The sequence below is a fragment of the Alterinioella sp. genome (assembly GCF_058343375.1).
Genome location: NZ_JBTUJH010000052.1, coordinates 32,731 through 53,249, shown reverse-complemented (window position 1 = coordinate 53,249; position 20,519 = coordinate 32,731). Strand labels below are relative to the sequence as shown.

Below are 20,519 nucleotides of genomic sequence, written 5' to 3'. Positions count from 1 at the left end.
GCCAGAAAATGAGCGAAGATAAAACCCAGATAACCGACAAGAAAAAGCGCTATGCCGCGGGTGTTTTGAAATATGCCCAGATGGGCTATTGGGACGGTGATTACGAGCCCAAGGATACCGACATTCTGGCGCTGTTTCGGATCACGCCGCAGCCCGGTGTCGACCCGATCGAGGCCGCCGCCGCGGTGGCCGGTGAAAGCTCCACCGCGACCTGGACAGTGGTCTGGACCGACCGGCTGACCGCCTGCGACAGCTACCGCGCCAAGGCCTATAAGGTCGAGCAGGTGCCGAATAACCCGGAACAGTATTTCTGCTATATCGCCTATGACATCATCCTGTTCGAGGAAGGCTCGATTGCCAATCTGACCGCCTCGATCATCGGCAATGTGTTTTCCTTCAAGCCGCTGCTGGCGGCGCGGCTGGAGGATATGCGGTTTCCGACCACCTATGTGAAGACCTTTGCCGGACCGCCGACCGGTCTGGTGGTTGAACGCGAGCGGCTGGACAAGTTCGGCAAGCCGCTGCTGGGGGCCACCACCAAGCCCAAGCTGGGCCTGTCGGGCCGCAATTATGGCCGTGTGGTCTATGAGGGGCTGAAAGGCGGGCTCGATTTCATGAAGGATGACGAGAATATCAACAGCCAGCCCTTCATGCATTGGCGCGAGCGGTTCCTCTATTGCATGGAGGCGGTGAACAAGGCCACCGCCGAGACCGGCGAGATCAAGGGCCACTATCTGAACATTACCGCCGCCACCATGGAAGAGATGTATGCCCGCGCCGAATTTGCCAAGGAACTGGGCTCGGTCATTGTCATGGTCGATCTGATCATCGGCTGGACGGCGATTCAGTCGATCTCCAAATGGTGCCGCGACAACAACATGATCCTGCATATGCACCGGGCCGGGCACGGCACCTATACGCGCCAGAAAAACCACGGCATTTCCTTCCGGGTGATCGCCAAATGGCTGCGTCTGGCCGGTGTCGACCACCTGCATTGCGGCACCGCCGTGGGCAAGCTGGAAGGCGATCCGCTGACGGTTCAGGGGTTCTATAATGTCTGCCGCGAATCCCATAACGCGGTCGACCTGCCGCGCGGGCTGTTCTTTGAACAGGACTGGTGCGACATGAACAAGGTGTTGCCGGTTGCATCGGGCGGCATCCATGCCGGGCAGATGCACCAGTTGCTGCATCTGTTTGGCGATGATGTGGTGTTGCAGTTTGGCGGTGGCACCATCGGGCATCCGATGGGCATTCAGGCGGGCGCGACCGCCAACCGGGTGGCGCTGGAAACCATGGTTCTGGCCCGCAATGAGGGCCGCGATATCTGGAATGAGGGCCCCGAGATCCTGCGCTCGGCGGCCAAACACTGCAAACCGCTTGAGGCGGCGTTGGAGATTTGGGGCAACATTACCTTCAACTACGCATCCACCGATTCGTCTGACTTCCAGACATCTGAAACACCGTTGTCCTAAGACAGAAAACAGGAGAGAGAATTATGCGTATTACCCAAGGTTGCTTCTCGTTTCTGCCGGATCTGGACGATGTTCAGATTTCGGCCCAGATGGAATATATCCTGGCCAATGAATGGGCCATCGCCATCGAATATACCGATGATCCACACCCGCGGAACACCTATTGGAACATGTGGGGCCACCCGATGTTCGATCTCAAGGATCCCAAGGGCGCGATGATGGAGCTGGATGATTGCCGCAAGGCCCATGGTGACAGCTATATCCGTATCATGGCCTTTGACGACACCCGCGGCGTCGAGAGCATTCAGATGTCTTTCATCGTGAACCGCCCGAAAGAAGAGCCGAGCATCCATTTGCAGCGCACCGACATTGTCGATCGTGCCCAGCGTTACGCCTGGGATGTTCGCAAATAGGCTTTGGCCAATGAAAATCGGGCATCCGGGTATCCGGGTGCCCCGACACCCTTTAACACCGTATTGGACATGCCATGGCCGCCGAAACAGAAGCGAAATCCGTTCCCGCAACCGTTGATCTGGCGGCGGAATACGAAAGTTCCGGCGTGGCCGAGGTGCTGCAGGAGCTGGATGACGAGCTGATCGGGCTGGAACCGGTCAAACAACGCATCCGCGAAACCGCCGCCCTGCTCTTGGTGGACAAGGCCCGCCAATCCATGGGGCTGAGTCATGAAACCCCCACCCTGCACATGAGTTTTTCCGGCAATCCCGGCACCGGCAAGACCACTGTGGCGTTGAAGATCGCGGGGCTTTTGCACCGGCTGGGATATGTCCGCAAAGGCCATCTGATCAGCGTTACCCGCGATGATCTGGTGGGGCAATATATCGGCCATACTGCGCCGAAAACCAAGGAAGTGCTGAAAAAGGCGATGGGCGGCGTGCTGTTCATCGACGAGGCCTATTACCTCTACCGCCCGGACAATGAACGAGATTACGGGCAGGAAGCGATCGAGATCCTGCTGCAGGTGATGGAGAATAACCGCGATGATCTGGTGGTGGTGATGGCCGGATATGCCGACCGGATGGACAAGTTCTTTTCCGCCAATCCCGGGTTTCGATCACGCATCGCGCATCATATCGAATTTCCCGATTACGGCGACGCGGAGCTGATCGAGATCGCCGAGAAAATGCTGGCCGAGCAGAGCTATGAATTTGACGATGCCGCGCGCGTGGCCATGGTCGAATATATCGACCTGCGCCGGGCCCAGCCGCATTTCGCCAATGCGCGCTCGATCCGCAACGCGCTGGACCGGGCCCGGCTGCGTCAGGCCAACCGCTTGTTTACCCATTCAAAAGGACCGTTGGATGCCAGGGCGCTCAGCACCATATGCGAGGAGGATATCCGCGCCAGCCGGGTGTTTCAGGGCGGTCTGGATGTCGACCGGCCGATCCATCAGGGAGAAGCAAAATGAGCTTTGATCGTTCCATCAAGATCGCGCCTTCGATCCTGGCCGCCGATTTCGCCAATTTCGGGGCCGAATGCGCGGCCATCGAAGCGCAGGGCTGCGATTGGGTTCATGTCGATGTGATGGATGGGCATTTCGTGCCCAACATCACCTTTGGCCCGGATACCTGCAAGGCGATCCGGCCCCATATCAAGACGGTGATGGATGTGCATCTGATGATCGCGCCCGTCGATCAATATCTGAAGGCCTTTGCCGATGCCGGATCGGACATTCTGACCATCCATGTCGAGGCCGGGCCGCATCTGCACCGGTCGCTGCAATATATCCGTGATCTGGGCTGCAAGGCGGGGGTGGCGCTGAACCCGTCCACCCCGGCCAGCGCCATTGAATATGTCATGGATCTTGTTGATCTGGTCTGCGTGATGACGGTCAATCCCGGCTTTGGTGGGCAGAAATTCATCCATAGCCAGATCGACAAGGTTGTGGCGATCCGCCAGATGATCGGGGATCGGGATATTCATATCGAGATCGACGGCGGCATCACGCCGCAAACCGGGCCGCTGATGGCGGCGGCGGGGGCGGATGTGCTGGTGGCGGGCTCGGCCGTGTTCAAGGGTGGATCGGTTGCCAACCCCGGCCCCTATGGCGACAATATCCGCGCCATCCGCGCCGCGTCGGAAGCTGCCAGGTAATGGGGGTCAAGGCGATCATTTTCGATGTCGACGGCACCTTGTCGGAAACCGAAGAAGCCCATCGCCGGGCCTTCAATCTGACATTCGCCGAATTTGGTCTGCCCTGGGTCTGGTCGCAGCAGATCTATCGGGAACTGTTGCAGACGACCGGCGGCAAGGAACGGATGACGACCTATCTGCGGGATCATCTGAACCAGCCCGCGGATCAGGAGAAAATTGCCGAAATCCACCGCCGCAAGACGGCGATTTATGGCGAGCTGATCGCCGCCGGTGGCGTCGATCTGCGCCCGGGCATTGCCGATCTGATCGCGGATGCGGCGCGCAACGGCATCCGGGTCGCGGTGGCCACCACCACCAACCGGCCCAATGTCGACCGTCTGAGCGAGGCCTGTTTCGGCAAACAAGCGGATGAGGTCTTTGAAATCATCGCCGCCGGGGACGAGGTGGAACACAAGAAGCCCGCCCCGGATGTGTTCAACCTTGCCCTGGCCGGGCTGGGGCTGGCACCGGGCGACTGTGTCGGACTGGAGGACAGCCGAAACGGGCTGCTATCGTGCATCGGTGCCGGTGTGGCCTGTGTGGTGTCACCGGGTGTTTACACCAAAGGGTCTGATTTTGGCGAAGCGGCGGCGGTGATCGGCTGTTTCACCGAGATCGACAGTATCGCCAAGCTGAATGCGGTGCTGGAATAGGGCCATTGGCGAATAAGGAGAGTTGGACATGCGCGCGGTGATCTTTGATCTCGACGGAACATTATGTGATTCCGCCCCCGATTTGCAGGCCTCGGCCAATCGGTTGCTGGCCGATCTGGGCAAGGCCCCGCTGGCGCTGGATACGGTGCGCGCCTTTATCGGAAATGGCGTGCCGAAACTGGTGGAACGGGTGATGCTTGCATCGGACATTGCTTTCAGCCCCGAACGCCATGCCGATCTGACCCGGCAATTCGCGCGGATCTATGCTGCCGATCCGGTGGCCGGGACGGTGCTTTACCCCGGTGTGCGGCAGGTGCTGGACGGGTTGAGATCACAGGGCAGCGCAATGGGGGTGTGCACCAACAAGGTGCATCACATCACGATGCAGGTGCTGCGGGGGCTGGATATTGATGGCTATTTCGGCTCGGTGATCGGCGGCGACAGCCTGCCGACCCATAAGCCCGACCCGGCCATGATGCATGCCTGTATCGCGCAGCTGGGCGGCACCGATGTTGTCTATGTCGGTGACAGCGAAGTGGATGCCGCGACCGCGATGGCCGCGGGCATTCCCTTTGCCTTGTTCAGCGGCGGCTATCGGAAAAGCCCGGTTGAAGACATTCCGTATGACGCTCTTTTCAGTGATTTCAGTGAGTTGCCCGACATATTGACCAAGATGTGACCGCATTGGCCAGCCCACGCCATCCCGGCCGCGCCATGGCCGGTTGGCGGGTGGCCCGGCGGGGCCAATCGGGGCGTCTGCGGCACTGAAGCACGTCTCGCAGCAGCCGGACAGGGCGCATCGCTTGAACCGCGTTGAAATCTTTGTTTTCAGGCAGCGTGAAGGGATTCAGGTTTTCCGAGACGGGCTATATCTTGCGAAGCGCGCGTGTGAAACGGGTGGATTTCTTCTGAAGTTTGTATATTCTCTTGACAATATGTAAACTAAGTTGCCCAAATCCATCTACGCTTCAGGGATCATTTTCCAGAGAAACGCCATGGCCAGCACCCAGACCGTACTTGTAAAATCTTCTGATCCGAAAGTCATCCGGGCCGCGTCCAAGGCGCTGAGCGAAACTGAAGGCTATCGGCTGGTTTATTGTGAGGATGATGCAACCGCGATCCGCCGGCTGAACGAGATCGAGGTTGACCTTATCCTTGGGGATTTTGACGCGACGCTTGCCGACAAGGCCAATGCGCTGGTCCAATCACGGCTGTCGCATCCGGGATGCTGCCGGATAATCGTCTTTGATCGCAAGGATCTGGAAGAGGGTATCGCGCTATGTGAAAAAACCGCGTCATTCTTGTATATGATCAAGCCGATTGACGAAAAGCAGGTCAGGATTGTCGTCAAACGCGCGCTTGAACATACCGAATTGTCGCGCCGCCACAGGATTTTGAGCCGCGAGCTGAAGCTGTCCCTGGATGATGGTATCTTTGACCGGGCGGAGGACAGCTCGGTTCAGGGTGGATTCTCGCAGTTCGAGCGGCTGGTCTATACCTGCGCAAAAATGGCGGAGGTGGTCGGTGAAGCAAAGGTGGCCGCGACAACCAGCATGCCGGTTCTCATCCAGGGGGCCACCGGAACCGGCAAGGAGCTGCTGGCGCGTGCGATCCATTTCAATTCGGACCGGATGAATTCGCCGATGCACAGCCAGAACTGTGGCGGGGTCAGCGATGATGCGCTGTATTCGGAGCTGTTTGGCCATATTCGCGGCGGATTCCCCGGTGCCATCGCCGATCGGCTCGGGCTGTTTCGCGCCGCCGATGGCGGCACGGTCTTTCTGGATGAGGTGTCCGAGATTTCGCCGCATTTCCAGATTGCCCTGTTGCGGTTTCTGCAAGAGGGCGAGGTCAAGCCGCTGGGATCCGATAAAACGTTGCATGCCGATGTCCGGATCATCGCGGCCTCGAACAAGTCGATCGAGAAACTGGTGGAAGAGGGCAAGTTTCGCCGTGATCTGTTCTATCGGCTGCGCGGGTTTCAACTGGAATTGCCGCCATTGAACGAGCGCAAGGGCGATATCCCGGTCCTGACCCAGTTTTTCGTCGAGAAATATGCCGGCGTGGTGGGGCGGCGGGTTCTGGGTGTGACGTCGGATGCCCTGAACAGGCTGGAGAATTACAGCTTTCCCGGCAATGTCCGCGAGCTTGAAACCGAGGTCCAACGGATGGTGGCGGTGGCCGAGCAGGGCGGTTATATCGCGCTGCGCCACCTGTCGGAAAAGATCACCAGCGCGCCGGTCATTTCGCCCGAGAACGGTGCCTATTTTCCGGCCGGTGCGACGCTGAAGGAAAAGGTCGAAAATCTGGAACAGATGATCTTGTCAAAGAGTCTGGCCGAGAATCACTGGAATCAAAGCAAGGTCGCGACAGATCTGGGGCTGTCGCGGGTCGGGCTTGCCAACAAGATCAAGCGATACGAGCTGCGCAAGGCGATGGGCCATGGCTGAGCCGGACGACCCCGATGAACCCGGTAACCCCGAGGGCGTGATCCCGTTTCCGTTTTCCAGATCGGGTGTGTCAAAACACAAACATGCGCCGCGCAATCTGGGCCTGACCAAGATGTCGGCCTCGGTCAAGTCTTCGGGCCGGGGGGCCAAGGGCCATTGGTGCAGTTCGTGCAAGGGAATTTGGTATACATATTTCTTTGAAGTCGAATGCCCGGTCTGCGGCAAGCGCGGCTGATCGGCTTCCGACTGAACACCAAGTTTACACAAGCCATGCAAACTTGGTTGTCAGTTTGCAGTTTGTTACAGGTTTTGGGCCGGAACCGGCGAGAGTTGATTGGCCAATAATTTTCTGCAAGCACATGATCATGAGCCAGGGCACCCGTTAATCCGGATGGCTTCGATCATTGATGGTTGCGGAGAAAATCGCCGTTTTGAGCAACACGCAATCCTAGGGAGGAATTCGACTATGGCAAATCTATTGTGGCTTCAGGGGGGTGCGTGCTCGGGGAATACGATGTCGTTCCTGAATGCCGAGGAACCGAGCGCCTGCGATCTTGTAACAGATTTCGGCATCAATATTCTGTGGCAGCCGTCGCTGGGCCTGGAGCTTGGCGATGAGGTCAAAGCCATCGTGGAAAAATGCATCTCGGGCGAAATCCAGCTTGATATTTTTGTGTTTGAAGGCACCGTGATCAACGCGCCGAACGGCACTGGCGAATGGAACCGGTTTTGTGGCCGTCCGATGAAGGATTGGGTAAGGGAGCTGTGCGATGCGGCCGGTATCGTGGTCGCCATCGGCGATTGCGCCACCTATGGCGGCATTCCGGCCACGGCACCAAACCCGACCGACAGCGTTGGCCTGCAGTTTCTCAAGCGGGAAAAGGGCGGTGCGCTGGGGGCCGATTTTACCGCCAAATCCGGCCTGCCGGTGATCAATATTCCGGGCTGTCCGGCGCATCCGGATTGGGTGACGCAGATTTTGGTGGCCGTTGCCTCCGGGCGCACCGCCGATCTGACGCTGGACGAGTTCCACCGCCCCAAGACATTCTTTTCGTCCTTCACCCAGACCGGCTGCACGCGCAACATGCACTTTGCCTATAAGGTCTCGACCACGGCCTTCGGTCAGCGCAAGGGCTGCCTGTTCTATGATCTTGGCTGTCGCGGCCCGATGACCCACAGCCCCTGCAACCGGATCCTGTGGAACCGCCATTCATCGAAAACCCGCGCCGGCATGCCCTGCCTTGGCTGCACCGAGCCGGAGTTCCCGTTCTTTGATCTGGCACCGGGCACGGTGTTCAAGACCCAGACCGTGATGGGCATTCCCAAGGACATGCCCAAAGGTGTGGACAAGAAGGGATATATCAAGCTGACCGCCGCCGCCAAAGGTGCCGCACCGGCCTGGGCCGAAGAAGATATCTTTGTCGTTTAACGCGAAACAGGAGAGAGAATAATGTCTGCAGCAGTAGAAACACTCGACATTTCGCCAGTTGGGCGCGTCGAAGGCGATCTGGATGTCCGGGTCGATATAACGGATGGTGTTGTGACCAACGCTTGGACCAGCGCGGAAATGTTCCGCGGCTTTGAGGTGATCCTCAAGGACAAGGATCCGCAAGCCGGGCTGGTGGTGACACCGCGCGCCTGCGGCATCTGTGGTGCGTCGCACCTGACCTGTGCCGCCTGGGCGCTGGATACGGCCTGGGGCACCACGGTGCCGCGCAACGCCATTCTGGCGCGCAACCTTGGCCAGATCGTTGAATCGCTTCAATCATTGCCGCGTCACCATTACGGGCTGTTCATGATTGACTACACCAATGAAAACTACGCCATGAGCCCGTTCTACGAGGAGGCGGTGAAGCGCTATTCGCCCTTTACCGGCACATCCTATGAGGTTGGCGTCACAATTTCCGGGCGTCCGGTGGAAATCTACGCGCTTTTGGGCGGGCAATGGCCGCATTCCTCCTTCATGGTGCCCGGTGGCGTGATGTGTTCCCCGACCCTGACCGATATCACCCGCGCCTGGTCGATCCTGGAGCATTTCCGGCAGAACTGGATCGAGAACCTGTGGCTGGGCTGTTCGATCGAGCGCTATGAGGAAATTCAGACGCTGGAGCAGTTCGAAGCCTGGCTGGATGAAAAGCCCGAACACGCCAATTCCGATCTGGGTCTGTTCTGGCGCATGTCCAAGGATATCGGTCTGGATCATTACGGCAAGGGCCACGGAAAGTTCGTGACCTGGGGATATCTGCCGCATGAGGATCATTACCAGAACCCGACCATTGCCGGGCGCGCGGATGCGGTGATCATGAAAACCGGCATCTATGATGGCGCAACGGATACGTTTTCACCGATGGATCAGTCCTTTGTGCGCGAAGATACCAAACACGCCTGGTATGATGAAGGCGAAGGCGGGGTTCACCCGTTTGACCGGACCACCAACCCGACCCAGAAGAACACCATGGATCACGCTGGCAAATATTCCTGGTCGACCGCCGTAGCGCATGCCGAAAGTGGCCGCCTGGAAGCCGGTGCCCTGTCGCGCCGCCTGATTGCCGGCAATGATGAAGGCAAGGATTTCCAGCACAAGGATGGCCTGATCCTGGACATGTATCGCAAGATGGGGGGGGCCTCGACCATGCTGCGCCACTTTGCCCGGATGCATGAGCTGTGCATTCTGTATCGCGAAGCCGAGCGTAACCTGCGCGAGTTCAAGCTGAACGATGAATGGTATATCAAGCCGACCGAAAAAGACGGTCAGGGCTGGGGTGCCACCGAAGCCATCCGGGGGGCGCTGTGCCACTGGATCGACGTGGAGGATGGTAAGATCAAGAACTACCAGATCATTGCGCCGACCACTTGGAATGTCGGACCGCGGACGGCCGATGGCGAACGCGGGCCCATTGAGGAGGCTCTGATTGGCACGCCGATCAAGAACAATGCCGATCCGGTCGAAGTGGGCCATGTCTGCCGGTCCTATGATAGCTGTCTGGTCTGCACGGTGCATGCCCATGATGCAAAAACCGGCGAAGAACTGGCGCGGTTCCGCACAGCTTAGTATACTATTGAAAATCTGGCGGCGGGGAAGCATTCCCGCCGTCATTTCCATTCTGAATGATTGGAGGTCGGCATGTCTGAAAGTCAGGACAATTCCATCAGCGACGCGCGACGACAGGCTTATCTGGATAAATACGGCCTGACACCGGCCGAGGCCTCACATGATATTCTTATCCAGATGATCGAAGATCATTTTGCCGAGGGTCTGAAAACCGAGGTTGAGCCGTTTCCGGAAACGGACCGCGAGTTCGGCCAATTGCTGGATGAGCTGAGGCCGATGTCCGCCGACCAGCTGCGCGAAAAGCTGATCGTGTCGGGTTGGCTGCTGGAGCCCTATGGCGAAGACCAGATGCGCTGTCAGGAATGCATGTATTATCTTGTCCACAAGCGCTGGTGTGACCTGCCCGAGCTTGACCTGCCGGCCAAGCCCGACTGGTGGTGCCGGTTGTGGCGTATCTAGAAGCACTTGCTCGGGGGGGGAATATGGCTGATGATGCCAAGACCCGCAAACAGATCGCTGATCTGTTGGCGTCTGATCTGAAAACCGAAATCTGGCCGCGTGCGGAAACTGGCGACGATGTAAATGCCATCGTCAACCGGCTGCAAAATGAGGCCGGGGATGATCTGGTCAAGAAACTGGTGATTGCCGGATTTACCGACCATACCATTGAAGTTGATGATCTCGAACAACCTTGCGAAACCTGTATGTATTTCAAAATACACGCAAAATTCTGCGAATTGCCGGAACTTATGCTGCCGGTTGAACCAAAATGGTCCTGTCGGTTATGGCGCATATGAAACCCCCGGATATCGTAGTGATCGGCTGTGGCAACCCCAACCGAAGCGATGACGGCGTCGGCCCCCATGTGGTCAGGCTGCTGCGCGAAAAGGGCGTGCCGGACAATGTGCGGGTGTTCGATGGCGGCACCGATGGCATGGGCATCATGTATAGCGCCCGGGGTGCGACCCATCTGATCATTGTCGATGCCCGGATCCCCGAAGGGACCCCCGGCGCGATCTATGAGGTCCCCGGTGAGGTGCTGGAAACGCCGCCCAGGCAAAGCCTCAACCTGCATGATTTCCGCTGGGACAATGCGCTTTATGCCGGCAAGCGCATCTATGGCGAGGAGTTCCCCAAATCCGTTTGCGTATTGCTGATCGAGGCGGCGTCGCTGGAGCTTGGCCTTGGTCTGAGCAATGCGGTCACGGTGGCCGCGGATCTGGCGGAAAGCCGGATCAGAAACACCATCAATAACTGGTTGGCCGCGTGAACGGCGAAATCGCGGTAAAGGACGGGGCAATCTATATCCCCGCCAAAGTCGCGGATACCTATTTTCGCGGCATAGAATCGGTGATCGTCCTGATTCAGGAGGGCGAGCTTTTGATCATGCCGGTGCATCAGGTTACGTCGGGCGGCTGTTTGCTCAAGCTCAGAAATGCGGCTGGCGACCGCGTGGCGCAGGCGCGGGACGTGTTTCAGGACCGGGAAATGCTTGATTTTTCGGTGGAAAAACTGCCGGTCCGGTGGGAATCGGAAAAAGGCGCGCTATGTGCGACGCTGTCGTTGTCTGCAAACTAAGTAGTCAATATAATAATTAAGTTGACAGAAATTCAGGCCAGTGGCTAAGGTCTCTCTTAGAAAATCAACGCCAGTTTGATTCGAGGGGGGAATTTTTTGGCCGTATCCAGCCGTGCATTTCAGCAAGTTCAGGCCGCTTTGAAGGCGGTTGAAAACGAGGCCGCAACCCCGTCTGAAAAGGCCGAGATGCTGATGGAAATCGCCATGGGTCTGCAGCAAAAGCCCGAGGCACCCGAAGATATCGAGGCGGCGGTCGATCTGTATCGCCGGGCGATGGAGCTGGCACCGGTTGGCGAAACGCTGGGTGTGGCGCGCATTCGCGCCCGTCTGGCCACTGCCCTCATGGCGATGCCATCCGAGGATGCCGCCGAATTGAAACAGGCCAAGGTCGAGATTGAAACCGCGCTGGCGACCCTGACCGCCGAAGGATCGGACGCCGAGATTGCTGAGGGCGAGATGAACCTTGGTCTGATCTGTCAAACGCTGGCGGGGATGCGCAAACTGCCGATTCAGCCGGCCATCAGCGCCTATCAGCGGTCGCTCAGGACCTTTGACAAAAAGCAATACCCCAAGGAATTTGCCATATTGCAAAGCAATCTGGCCACCGCATTCCTGTCGATCCCATTCACCGACGAATCCGGAAAAATGCGCGAAGCCCTGGCTGTGCAGGCCTTTGAGGAGGCTCTGACGGTGGTCAATCTGGTGGATCACCCGGCCGAATACGCCATGTTGCAGAACAACCTTGGCAATGCCCTGCAATATGTCTCGTCTTCGCACCGGGTCGCCAATGGCTATCGGGCGATGGAGGCCTATGATGAGGCGCTCAAGGTGCGCACCCTGCGCGACATGCCGGAAGAATATGCAAACACCATCGCCAACAAGGCCAATTGCCTGTCGAACCTTCCCGACGATCCGGAAAACCCGCAGGCCGGCAACCGCAACAATCTGCAAGACGCCATCGCCCTGCTGACCGAGGCACATCAGGTGTTTACCGATCGGAAGGCGGGCGGCAAGGCCGAGGCGGTCAGTGAAGCAATAGAAGAACTGCGCGCAGCGCTTGGCCCGTCAAGCGTTCTGGAGCGTAGCGGAATGCAATGAGACCTGAACAATGAGACCTGAACAATGAGGATGATCTGATGATATTTACTGTGGCACTGCTTGTCGGAATACTGGGCGCTTTGGGTGCTGGGGCGCTGTCGGGCATACGCATCGGCAAAGAGGCGCTTGGCGCGGAACTGGCGGCCTATATGGGCGCGCTTTACGGCTTTTTGGCCGGCGGCATCGCGGTGGTCGTGACCATCCTCATTCAAATCATTACGTAGGAGAATTCCATGTTGGGCATGGCCATGAATTCCACCAAGCTGTTCCTTGAGGGAAAGCTGTTCAAAGACAATTCCAAGGTTATTCGTCAGATGCTGATCGGTGCGGGCGCGGGGGTTGTTGCGGGCGTCATTACCGGGCTGTTCGCGCCGGTCTGGGCGGCGGCGCTGGCTGCCGGGGTGGTTGCCGGTTTTGTGCAGCCGATCCTGTTCAAAGACCTGAAATACGCGTGATCCGTGGCTGATGGAGGATCTTCGGGCGTTGACGCGCCAGACCTGGACCGCCTGTTGGGCGATCTGAAAGCGCTGGAGGCGTTGCCCGAAAACTGGGACGCGGCGGCGCAGGCCGGGTCACGCGCCCTGGTGGAAGCGGTCGATGCGCTGAATGCCGAGGCGTTTCGCCGCCTGATCCGCAGCCTCAAGATCCTGCCGGAGTTTGCGGCCGCCTTGCGCGACGCGGCGCAAGATGAGGTGGTTTATGCGGTGTTGCGCCGCCACGGCATTTTGAAGGCATCGCTGTTCGAGCGGGTCGAGGCGGCGCTGGAGACCGTGCGCCCGATGCTGGCCAGCCATGGCGGCAATGCCGAGGTTGTCTCGGTCGAGGGCGACAGCGCCGAGATCCGGTTTCTCGGGGCCTGTGACGGCTGCCCGGCCTCGCAGCTGACATTCTATGCCGGGGTGAAGAAGGCCATTCAGGATCACGTGCCGGAAGTGACCAAGATCAAACAGGCCAAGGGTCTGGGCGGTGGCGGGGCCGATACGGTGAAATTCACCTCGCCCTTTGCCAATTACAAGGATGATGAATGGCGCCGCGCCGCGACCCTGGCCGATTTGCAGGATGGCGAGACCCGGTTTGTCGAGATCGACGGGCATTCGGTGATCCTGTCGCGCTTCGGGGATCGGATCAGCGCCTTCAAGAATGCCTGCGCCCATATGGGGCTGGAGCTGTCGCAAGGTGAGATCACCGATACGATCATCACCTGCCCGCATCACGGGTTTCGTTATGCGCTGGAAAGCGGCGAATGCCTGACCGCGCCCGAAGTGCAACTGCAACCCCATGGCGTGCGCGTCAAGGGCCACAATATTGAAGTCAGGATCGTCACGTGAAGGTCACCCTGTCACATTCCTTCAGCCCGCAAAAAGCCCCCGGCAGCGAAACACTGGGGGCACCATTGCTGGACCCTGCGGGCGCGCGCGTCATCCTTGGCAGCGATGGCGGGGCGCTGGTCGATTCCATTACCCCGGCCCCGCACCGCATGTTCGGGCCGCGCGGCGTGTGTCTGCATCCTGACGGCTCGCTTTGGGTATCCGATACCGGCCATCACCGGGTTCTGGGCTGGGAAACCGTCCCCACCGAGGATGACACGCCCGCCGATATTCTGGTGGGGCAGCCGGAATTTGGCCGCGAAGGGCGCAATGCCAAAGGGCCGGTTGCCGGGAATACGATGAATGTGCCCACCGGCATCTGCGCCTTTCGCGGCGGGCTGGCGGTGGCCGATCCCTGGAACCACCGGGTGCTGATCTGGCGGCAAACACCGACCGGGCCGGACCACCACGCCGATATTATTCTGGGGCAGGCAGATGCGGGTGGGTCGCTGGCCAATCTGGGCCGCGATGCGCCGCGCGCCGACACCATGCATTGGCCCTATGGCATATCCGCAATCGGCGATCGGTTGGTCGTCTGTGACACCGGCAATCGCCGGGTTCTGTTCTTTGATGATCCCCAGGTTACCGGTCAGGCAGCCGATCTGGTGCTGGGCCAGCGCGATTTTGACTGCCGCGATGAAAATGCCGGAAAAGCCCCGTCTGATTTTTCGATGGGTTGGCCACATATGGCCATTGGCTGGCGGGGCGGGTTGGCGGTAGCCGATGCTGGAAATAACCGTGTCATGGTCTGGAACACCATCCCAGATGCAAACGGTGCGCCGGTTGATGCCATGTTGGGGCAGTTTGGCATGACCGATTGTGATTTCAATCTTGCGGGGTATTACCCGACCTCGCAGGCCGTCAATATGCCTTACTCGCTGGCGGTTCTGGGGTCGCGCCTTGTGGTCGGGGATACCGCGAATTCGCGCATCCTGGGTTTTGATGACAATATGATGGCGGCGCATGCGGATCGTCTGAATGGGCAACCGGATTTTGCCGCCAAGGGCGATAACCGCTGGGGCGTGGCCGCGCGGGATACTCTGTGCTGGCCTTATGGGCTGTCGTCGCTGGGATCGACCGTTGCCGTTGCCGATAGCGGCAATAACCGCATTCTGATCTGGGACGCCGCGCCATGATGGGGGCCCGCCTGACAGTTCGCGGCCAGGTTCAGGGGGTGGGCTTTCGCCCGACGGTCTGGCGGCTGGCCAATGAAATGGGGCTGACGGGGGATGTGAAAAATACCGGCGAGGGCGTTGTCATCCAGCTGTGGGGGGAGGGCGTCGGCGTGTTTTCCGAACGGCTTTACGAAGCCCTGCCGCCGCTGGCCCGGATCGAGGATCTCGATATCGAGCCGATCAATGCGCCGGCACCGGATGGTTTCGGCATCGCCGCCTCGCAGAACAGCGAAATGCGCGGCGGGGTGACGCCGGATGCGGCGACCTGCGCCGAGTGTCTGGCCGAGATCAGAAACCCCTATGAGCGGCGCTATCGCTACCCGTTTGCCAATTGCACCAATTGCGGGCCGCGGTTTTCCATCGTCACGGCGGCCCCCTATGACCGCGCCAAGACCACCATGGCCCCGTTTGATCTGTGCGCGCCCTGCGCGGCGGAATACGGCGCGCCCGAGGATCGCCGTTTTAACGCCCAGCCGGTGGCCTGCGGGCGCTGCGGGCCCAATATCTGGATCGAAAAGCTGGGCCCTGGCGCGGTCAATCTGGAGGCGTTTTCCATGCTGGACGATGTCGATGCCACCGGCGGCATGATCATGAACGGCCATATCGTGGCGATCCGCGGCCTTGGCGGGGTGCATCTGGCCTGTGACGCCACCAATGCGGGCGCGGTTGCCGAGCTGCGCCGCCGCAAATCGCGCGCCGGCAAGGCCTTTGCGCTGATGGCGCGCGATCTGGATGTGGTGCGCAAATATTGCGAGCTTTCCGACAAGGAGGCCGAGCTGCTTTGCAGCCCGCAAGCGCCCATCGTCCTGTTGAAGCGCAAACCCAGCAGCCTGCCCGATGAAATTGCCCCGGGGCTGGACCGCCTTGGGGTGATGCTGCCTTACACGCCTTTCTATCACATGATTTTGCGCCGTATTGCGCGCCCGGTGATTATGACCAGCGGCAATCCGTCGGGACAGCCGCAATGTATCGGCAATCAGGAAACCCGTGACCGGCTGGCGGATATCGCCGATTTTGCCTGCCTGCATGACCGCGACATCGCCAACCGGATTGATGACAGCGTGGTGCGTGTGGATCTGGGGCGCGAACGTGTTTTACGCCGCGCGCGCGGCTATGCGCCGCAAGGCCTGACGCTGCCGGATGGGTTTTCCAAAGACATTCAATTGCTTGCCATGGGGTCCGAACAAAAGAACACCTTTTGTCTGGTGAAGGACGGCCAGGCTGTTGTGTCGCAGCATATGGGCGATCTTGAGGATGCGGCAACGCATAGGGATGTGGCCCATAATCTGGATCTCTATGCGCGGCTGTATGACCATGCGCCGACCGTGTTTGCGGTCGATCAGCATCCGCAATATCTGTCGACCCGACGCGGCTTTGAAATGGCCGGCGCGCGCCCGGTGATCGAGGTGCAGCATCACCACGCCCATATCGCGTCCTGCCTGGCCGAAAACGCCCGCCCCTTAGGTGCCGCCCCGGTTCTGGGGATCGCCCTTGACGGCACCGGATATGGCGATGACGGCACCATCTGGGGCGGCGAATTTCTGATCTGTGACTACAGCGGCTATCGGCGGGCGGGCAGTTTCAAACCCGTGGCCCTGCCCGGCGGCGCGGCGGCGGTCAAACAGCCCTGGCGCAATGCCTATGCCCATCTGATGGCGGAAATGGGCTGGGGCGAGTTTGCGATGAATTTCGCCGAGCTGGACCTGTTCACCCGGCTGAACGACCTTCCGCGCGCCACCCTGGACGCGATGATCGAGACCGGCACCAACACGCCGCTTGCGTCATCCTGCGGGCGCTTGTTTGACGCGGCCGCGGTGATTGCCGGGATGGCCTGGGCGGAGCAGGGCTATGAGGGCGAGGCGGCGCAGCTGTTCGAGGCGGCGATCGACGCCGACGCGATGAATGAGCCTGAAGATCTGGCCTATCCGTTTTCGATCCCGCTGACTGGCGGGCAGGGCATGCCCTATGTTGAACCGCTGGCGGTGTGGCGTGCCATGCTGGGCGATCTGGTGCTGAAAACCCCGGTCGGCGTGATGGCGGCGCGGTTTCACCGCGGGCTGGCCAATTGCATCATTGATATTGCCAGGCGCATCACCAGGGACACCGAAATTGATACTGTCGCCCTTTCGGGGGGCTGTTTTCAGAACGCGACATTGTTTGCACTGGTCCATCAGGGACTGGAGAGCGCCGGTCTGACGGTGCTGAGCCATTCAAAATTTCCAGCCAATGACGGCGGCATTGCCCTTGGGCAAGCGGTCATCGCCCTGGCTGTCACTCAATCGGAGGAAACCCCATGTGTTTAGGAATTCCCGGCAAGATCGTCGAGATCACGGATGAAACCCGCAAGCTGGCGATGGTGGAAATATCGGGCGTGCGGCGCCAGGTCAACGTGGCCTGCATCCTGCGCGAGGATGAGCCGCTCAGCAGCCTGATCGGGGAATGGTCGCTGATCCATGTCGGCTTTGCGATGAGCCGGATCAATGAGGAAGAGGCCGCCGAAACGCTGAAAGTGCTGATCATGCTGGGCGAGGCGCAGGAAGAAATCAGAGCCATGAAACAATCCGCCGTGCAGCTTTAGGAAACGCCCATGTCTGACAATAAAGACATTCTGAACAGCCTGTATCCCTTCACCAGTGAGGGTGGCACACGGCGCGACATGACGGCGGCCATATCCGAGGCTTGCCGGGCCAAGGCCGAGGATCATCTGACCACGGTCAGCGCATTCTTTGCCGATCAGAACAACAAGGTGGCAAGGGCGGCGGAAATCATCGCTGCCAGCTACCGCGCCGGGGGGCGGTTGCTGGCGATGGGCAATGGTGGCTCCAGCTGCGATGCCTCGCATCTGGCGGTGGAGTTTCTGCACCCGGTAACCGCCGGTCGCCCCGCCCTGCCAGCAGTCAACCTGACCGCCGATACCGCGATGCTGACGGCGGTGGGCAATGATGTGGGGTTCGAGCATGTGTTCCTGCGCCAGGTGATCGCCAATGGGCGCAAGGGCGATTGCCTGGTCGGGTTTTCCACCAGCGGCACCTCGGGCAACCTGCTGGCGGCGTTTGAGAAGGCGAAATCGATGGGGCTTTACACCATCGGATTTGCCGGAAAAGACGGCGGTGCCATGGCGAAATCGCCCGATCTCGACGTGTGCCTGACCATCGGCTCGGACTCGATCCATCGCATTCAGGAAACCCATCTGCTGATTTACCACATCTTGTGGGATCTTGTTCACACATTGCTGGCCGATGGCCGCTGGGTGCCGGAAGTAGATGAAACAATTGCCAGAAACGGAGACCGCCAATGAAATATGCAGATGAATTTCGCGACCCGGTATTGGCCAAGGCCTTGTTCGCACGCATTGAAGAGCTGGCGGCAAAAACCGGGGCGACCAAGAAGAAACCATTGAATTTCATGGAAGTCTGCGGTGGCCACACCCATTCGATTTTCCGCTATGGGCTGGAAAATCTGCTGCCCGACTGTATCGACCTGATCCACGGGCCCGGTTGCCCGGTCTGCGTATTGCCGATGGGCATTGTCGATGATTGCGTCCAGATCGCCGAAACCCCGAATGTGATTTTCACCACCTATGGCGATGCGATGCGGGTGCCGGGGTCAAGGAAAAGCTTGCTGGCGGCAAAATCCGAAGGGGCCGATGTGCGCATGGTCTATTCGCCGCTGGACGCGCTGGAACTGGCCCGGCGCAACCCCGACAAGGACGTGGTGTTTTTCGGCCTTGGTTTTGAAACCACCATGCCGTCATCGGCCTTCACCATTCTGGAGGCCGAGGCCGAGGGCATCGAAAATTTCTCGCTGTTTTGCAATCACATCACCATCATCCCCACCATCAAGGCGATCCTCGACAGCCCCGACATGCGGATCGACGGGTTTATCGGCCCCGGTCATGTGTCGATGGTGATCGGTCAGGCACCTTATGAATTCATCGCCGAGCGCTATAATCGCCCGCTGGTGGTGGCCGGGTTCGAGCCGCTGGATATTCTGCAAACCATCGTCATGTTGCTGGAACAGATCCTGGAGGGCCGTGCCGAGATCGAGAACCAGTATTCCCGCGTGGTGCCCGATGGCGGCAATGACAACGCCCTTGGCGCGCTGGCGAAAGTGTTCGAGCTGCGTGAATTTTTTGAATGGCGCGGGCTGGGTTCGCTGGATCATTCGGGCGTGCGGATGCGGCCGGAATATGCGAGTTTCGACGCTGAGATCAAATATAAAACCCGGAACCTGAAGATCGCCGATCCGAAATCCTGTCAATGCGGCGAGGTGCTGAAAGGTGTGATCAAGCCCTGGGAATGCAAGCTGTTTGGCGATGTGTGCAACCCTGAAAACCCGGTGGGGGCGCTGATGGTCTCCTCGGAAGGGTCCTGTTCGGCCTATTATCAATATGCCGGAGTGCGGTCCAAGGCCTTGCGCGCCGAAGCCAAGATTGCCGCATCATGAAGGATCACACCGATATTAAGGCTGCGCGTCGCCGGGGCGGTAAGCTACAGGTGAAAAAGGTCACTATGGCCCATGGTGGCGGCGGCAAGGCGATGCGCGATCTGATTGATGATGTGTTCATTTCCGCCTTTGACAACCCCGAGATCGGCGACATGGAAGATCAGGCGCGCCTGACGTCGGAGCTGCTGCTGGAACCGGGCGCGCAACTGGCCTTTACCACCGACAGTTTCGTGGTGTCGCCGATCGAATTTCCCGGTGGCGACATCGGCAAGATATCGGTCTGCGGCACGGTGAACGACCTGGCTGTCGGCGGGGCAAAACCGCTATGGCTGTCGGCCGCCGTGATCATCGAGGAAGGCACCGAAGTGGAGCTGCTGCGCAAAATGGCATTGTCCATGCGCGCGGCGGCGGACGAGGCCGGGGTGCATATCGTCACCGGCGACACCAAGGTGGTGGAGCGCGGATCGGCGGACAAGATATTCATCACCACTTCGGGTGTCGGGGTGATCCCGCCGGGTCGCAATCTGAATGCCGGTCGGGTTCAGGTGGGCGATGTGGCGATTGTCAACGGCGTGCTGGGGGACCATGGCGCGGCCATCCTGACGGCGCGTGGCGACATGGCGCTGAGCACGGAAATCCTATCTGATTGCGCCTCGCTGAACACCTTGATGGAGGCGGTGATTGCCGCCGCCCCCGATCTGCGCTGCGCGCGCGATGCAACCCGTGGCGGTCTGGCCTCGGCCCTGAACGAGATCGCCGAGGCGGCGGGCGTCGGCATCGAGGTTGATGAGACCGATCTGCCGCTGCGCACCGAGGTCAAGGGCGTGTGCGAGATCCTTGGGCTGGACCCGCTTTATCTGGCCAATGAGGGCACGCTGGTGCTGTTCGTGCCGCCAGATCAGGCCGCGGCGGCGCTGGCCGCCATGCGCGGGCTTGAGGTCGGGAAAAACGCCGTGGCCATCGGCAGGGCGACATCGGAAAACCCCGGCACGGTGGTGATGAAAACCGTCTTTGGCGGTGGCCGGATCATCGACATGCTGGTCGGCGAGCAATTGCCGCGCATCTGTTAGGGGGAAA

The 20,519-nt window shown here is 59.6% G+C and carries 24 protein-coding genes; all 24 read left to right on the top strand.

Translation table 11 applies throughout. The features are described from left to right. Positions 1 to 8: 8 nt before the first annotated feature. Positions 9 to 1,472, top strand: a complete 1,464-nt coding sequence (locus ACW8PS_RS08345) for a form I ribulose bisphosphate carboxylase large subunit (protein ID WP_491526899.1) — start codon at positions 9 to 11, stop codon at positions 1,470 to 1,472. Between the two features lie 23 nt (positions 1,473 to 1,495). After that, complete coding sequence (locus ACW8PS_RS08340; RefSeq protein WP_491526898.1) at positions 1,496 to 1,885, top strand: ribulose bisphosphate carboxylase small subunit; 390 nt, start codon at positions 1,496 to 1,498, stop codon at positions 1,883 to 1,885. 74 nt (positions 1,886 to 1,959) lie between these two features. Further along, positions 1,960 to 2,898: a CbbX protein gene (gene cbbX / locus ACW8PS_RS08335; protein WP_491526897.1), complete on the top strand. Its 939-nt coding sequence runs from the start codon at positions 1,960 to 1,962 to the stop codon at positions 2,896 to 2,898. Continuing rightward, positions 2,895 to 3,584 carry a ribulose-phosphate 3-epimerase gene (gene rpe, locus ACW8PS_RS08330; RefSeq protein ID WP_491526896.1) on the top strand — a complete coding sequence of 230 codons (690 nt, stop codon included), beginning with the start codon at positions 2,895 to 2,897 and terminating at the stop codon, positions 3,582 to 3,584. Before cbbX ends, rpe begins: the two co-directional genes overlap by 4 nt. Then, positions 3,584 to 4,276 (top strand): HAD-IA family hydrolase, encoded by a 693-nt coding sequence (locus ACW8PS_RS08325; protein WP_491526895.1) that lies wholly within the window; start codon positions 3,584 to 3,586, stop codon positions 4,274 to 4,276. Before rpe ends, ACW8PS_RS08325 begins: the two co-directional genes overlap by 1 nt. A gap of 28 nt (positions 4,277 to 4,304) precedes the next feature. Continuing rightward, on the top strand, positions 4,305 to 4,955 hold the full coding sequence (gene gph, locus ACW8PS_RS08320; RefSeq protein ID WP_491526894.1) for a phosphoglycolate phosphatase: 651 nt from the start codon (positions 4,305 to 4,307) through the stop codon (positions 4,953 to 4,955). Between the two features lie 316 nt (positions 4,956 to 5,271). Next, entirely contained in the window at positions 5,272 to 6,726 is a 1,455-nt protein-coding gene (locus tag ACW8PS_RS08315) for a sigma 54-interacting transcriptional regulator (protein ID WP_491526893.1), read from the top strand. Beyond that, positions 6,719 to 6,961: a hypothetical protein gene (locus ACW8PS_RS08310; protein WP_491526892.1), complete on the top strand. Its 243-nt coding sequence runs from the start codon at positions 6,719 to 6,721 to the stop codon at positions 6,959 to 6,961. Before ACW8PS_RS08315 ends, ACW8PS_RS08310 begins: the two co-directional genes overlap by 8 nt. Positions 6,962 to 7,117: 156 nt before the next feature. Further along, a complete protein-coding gene (locus ACW8PS_RS08305; protein WP_491526891.1) occupies positions 7,118 to 8,155 on the top strand; it encodes an NADH-quinone oxidoreductase subunit B family protein in 1,038 nt (345 codons plus the stop codon). Between the two features lie 21 nt (positions 8,156 to 8,176). After that, positions 8,177 to 9,778 (top strand): nickel-dependent hydrogenase large subunit, encoded by a 1,602-nt coding sequence (locus ACW8PS_RS08300; protein WP_491526890.1) that lies wholly within the window; start codon positions 8,177 to 8,179, stop codon positions 9,776 to 9,778. Between the two features lie 72 nt (positions 9,779 to 9,850). Next, complete coding sequence (locus ACW8PS_RS08295; protein WP_491526889.1) at positions 9,851 to 10,237, top strand: hypothetical protein; 387 nt, start codon at positions 9,851 to 9,853, stop codon at positions 10,235 to 10,237. 23 nt (positions 10,238 to 10,260) lie between these two features. Next, positions 10,261 to 10,575, top strand: a complete 315-nt coding sequence (locus ACW8PS_RS08290; RefSeq protein ID WP_491526888.1) for a hypothetical protein — start codon at positions 10,261 to 10,263, stop codon at positions 10,573 to 10,575. Beyond that, on the top strand, positions 10,572 to 11,048 hold the full coding sequence (locus tag ACW8PS_RS08285) for a hydrogenase maturation protease (RefSeq protein WP_491526887.1): 477 nt from the start codon (positions 10,572 to 10,574) through the stop codon (positions 11,046 to 11,048). The genes ACW8PS_RS08290 and ACW8PS_RS08285 overlap by 4 nt, the downstream gene beginning before the upstream one ends. Then, positions 11,045 to 11,356, top strand: coding sequence for a hypothetical protein (locus ACW8PS_RS08280; protein ID WP_491526886.1), 312 nt, complete (start codon positions 11,045 to 11,047; stop codon positions 11,354 to 11,356). The genes ACW8PS_RS08285 and ACW8PS_RS08280 overlap by 4 nt, the downstream gene beginning before the upstream one ends. Before the next feature lie 96 nt (positions 11,357 to 11,452). Next, a complete protein-coding gene (locus ACW8PS_RS08275; protein WP_491526884.1) occupies positions 11,453 to 12,454 on the top strand; it encodes a hypothetical protein in 1,002 nt (333 codons plus the stop codon). Between the two features lie 38 nt (positions 12,455 to 12,492). Then, positions 12,493 to 12,678, top strand: coding sequence for a hypothetical protein (locus tag ACW8PS_RS08270; RefSeq protein WP_491526883.1), 186 nt, complete (start codon positions 12,493 to 12,495; stop codon positions 12,676 to 12,678). 9 nt (positions 12,679 to 12,687) lie between these two features. Beyond that, positions 12,688 to 12,909 carry a hypothetical protein gene (locus ACW8PS_RS08265; RefSeq protein ID WP_491526882.1) on the top strand — a complete coding sequence of 74 codons (222 nt, stop codon included), beginning with the start codon at positions 12,688 to 12,690 and terminating at the stop codon, positions 12,907 to 12,909. Positions 12,910 to 12,912: 3 nt separating this feature from the next. After that, positions 12,913 to 13,782 carry a NifU family protein gene (locus ACW8PS_RS08260; RefSeq protein ID WP_491526881.1) on the top strand — a complete coding sequence of 290 codons (870 nt, stop codon included), beginning with the start codon at positions 12,913 to 12,915 and terminating at the stop codon, positions 13,780 to 13,782. Further along, the gene (locus tag ACW8PS_RS08255) at positions 13,779 to 14,957 is read left to right on the top strand and encodes an NHL repeat-containing protein (protein WP_491526880.1); all 1,179 of its coding nucleotides are present in this window, start codon (positions 13,779 to 13,781) and stop codon (positions 14,955 to 14,957) included. Before ACW8PS_RS08260 ends, ACW8PS_RS08255 begins: the two co-directional genes overlap by 4 nt. Next, a complete protein-coding gene (hypF, locus tag ACW8PS_RS08250; protein WP_491526878.1) occupies positions 14,954 to 17,299 on the top strand; it encodes a carbamoyltransferase HypF in 2,346 nt (781 codons plus the stop codon). The genes ACW8PS_RS08255 and hypF overlap by 4 nt, the downstream gene beginning before the upstream one ends. Further along, positions 17,290 to 17,574: a HypC/HybG/HupF family hydrogenase formation chaperone gene (locus tag ACW8PS_RS08245; RefSeq protein WP_491526877.1), complete on the top strand. Its 285-nt coding sequence runs from the start codon at positions 17,290 to 17,292 to the stop codon at positions 17,572 to 17,574. The genes hypF and ACW8PS_RS08245 overlap by 10 nt, the downstream gene beginning before the upstream one ends. Before the next feature lie 9 nt (positions 17,575 to 17,583). Beyond that, complete coding sequence (locus tag ACW8PS_RS08240) at positions 17,584 to 18,294, top strand: D-sedoheptulose-7-phosphate isomerase (protein WP_491526876.1); 711 nt, start codon at positions 17,584 to 17,586, stop codon at positions 18,292 to 18,294. Continuing rightward, positions 18,291 to 19,442: a hydrogenase formation protein HypD gene (gene hypD, locus ACW8PS_RS08235; protein ID WP_491526875.1), complete on the top strand. Its 1,152-nt coding sequence runs from the start codon at positions 18,291 to 18,293 to the stop codon at positions 19,440 to 19,442. The genes ACW8PS_RS08240 and hypD overlap by 4 nt, the downstream gene beginning before the upstream one ends. Continuing rightward, positions 19,439 to 20,512: a hydrogenase expression/formation protein HypE gene (hypE, locus tag ACW8PS_RS08230; RefSeq protein WP_491526874.1), complete on the top strand. Its 1,074-nt coding sequence runs from the start codon at positions 19,439 to 19,441 to the stop codon at positions 20,510 to 20,512. Before hypD ends, hypE begins: the two co-directional genes overlap by 4 nt. Positions 20,513 to 20,519: the final 7 nt, after the last annotated feature.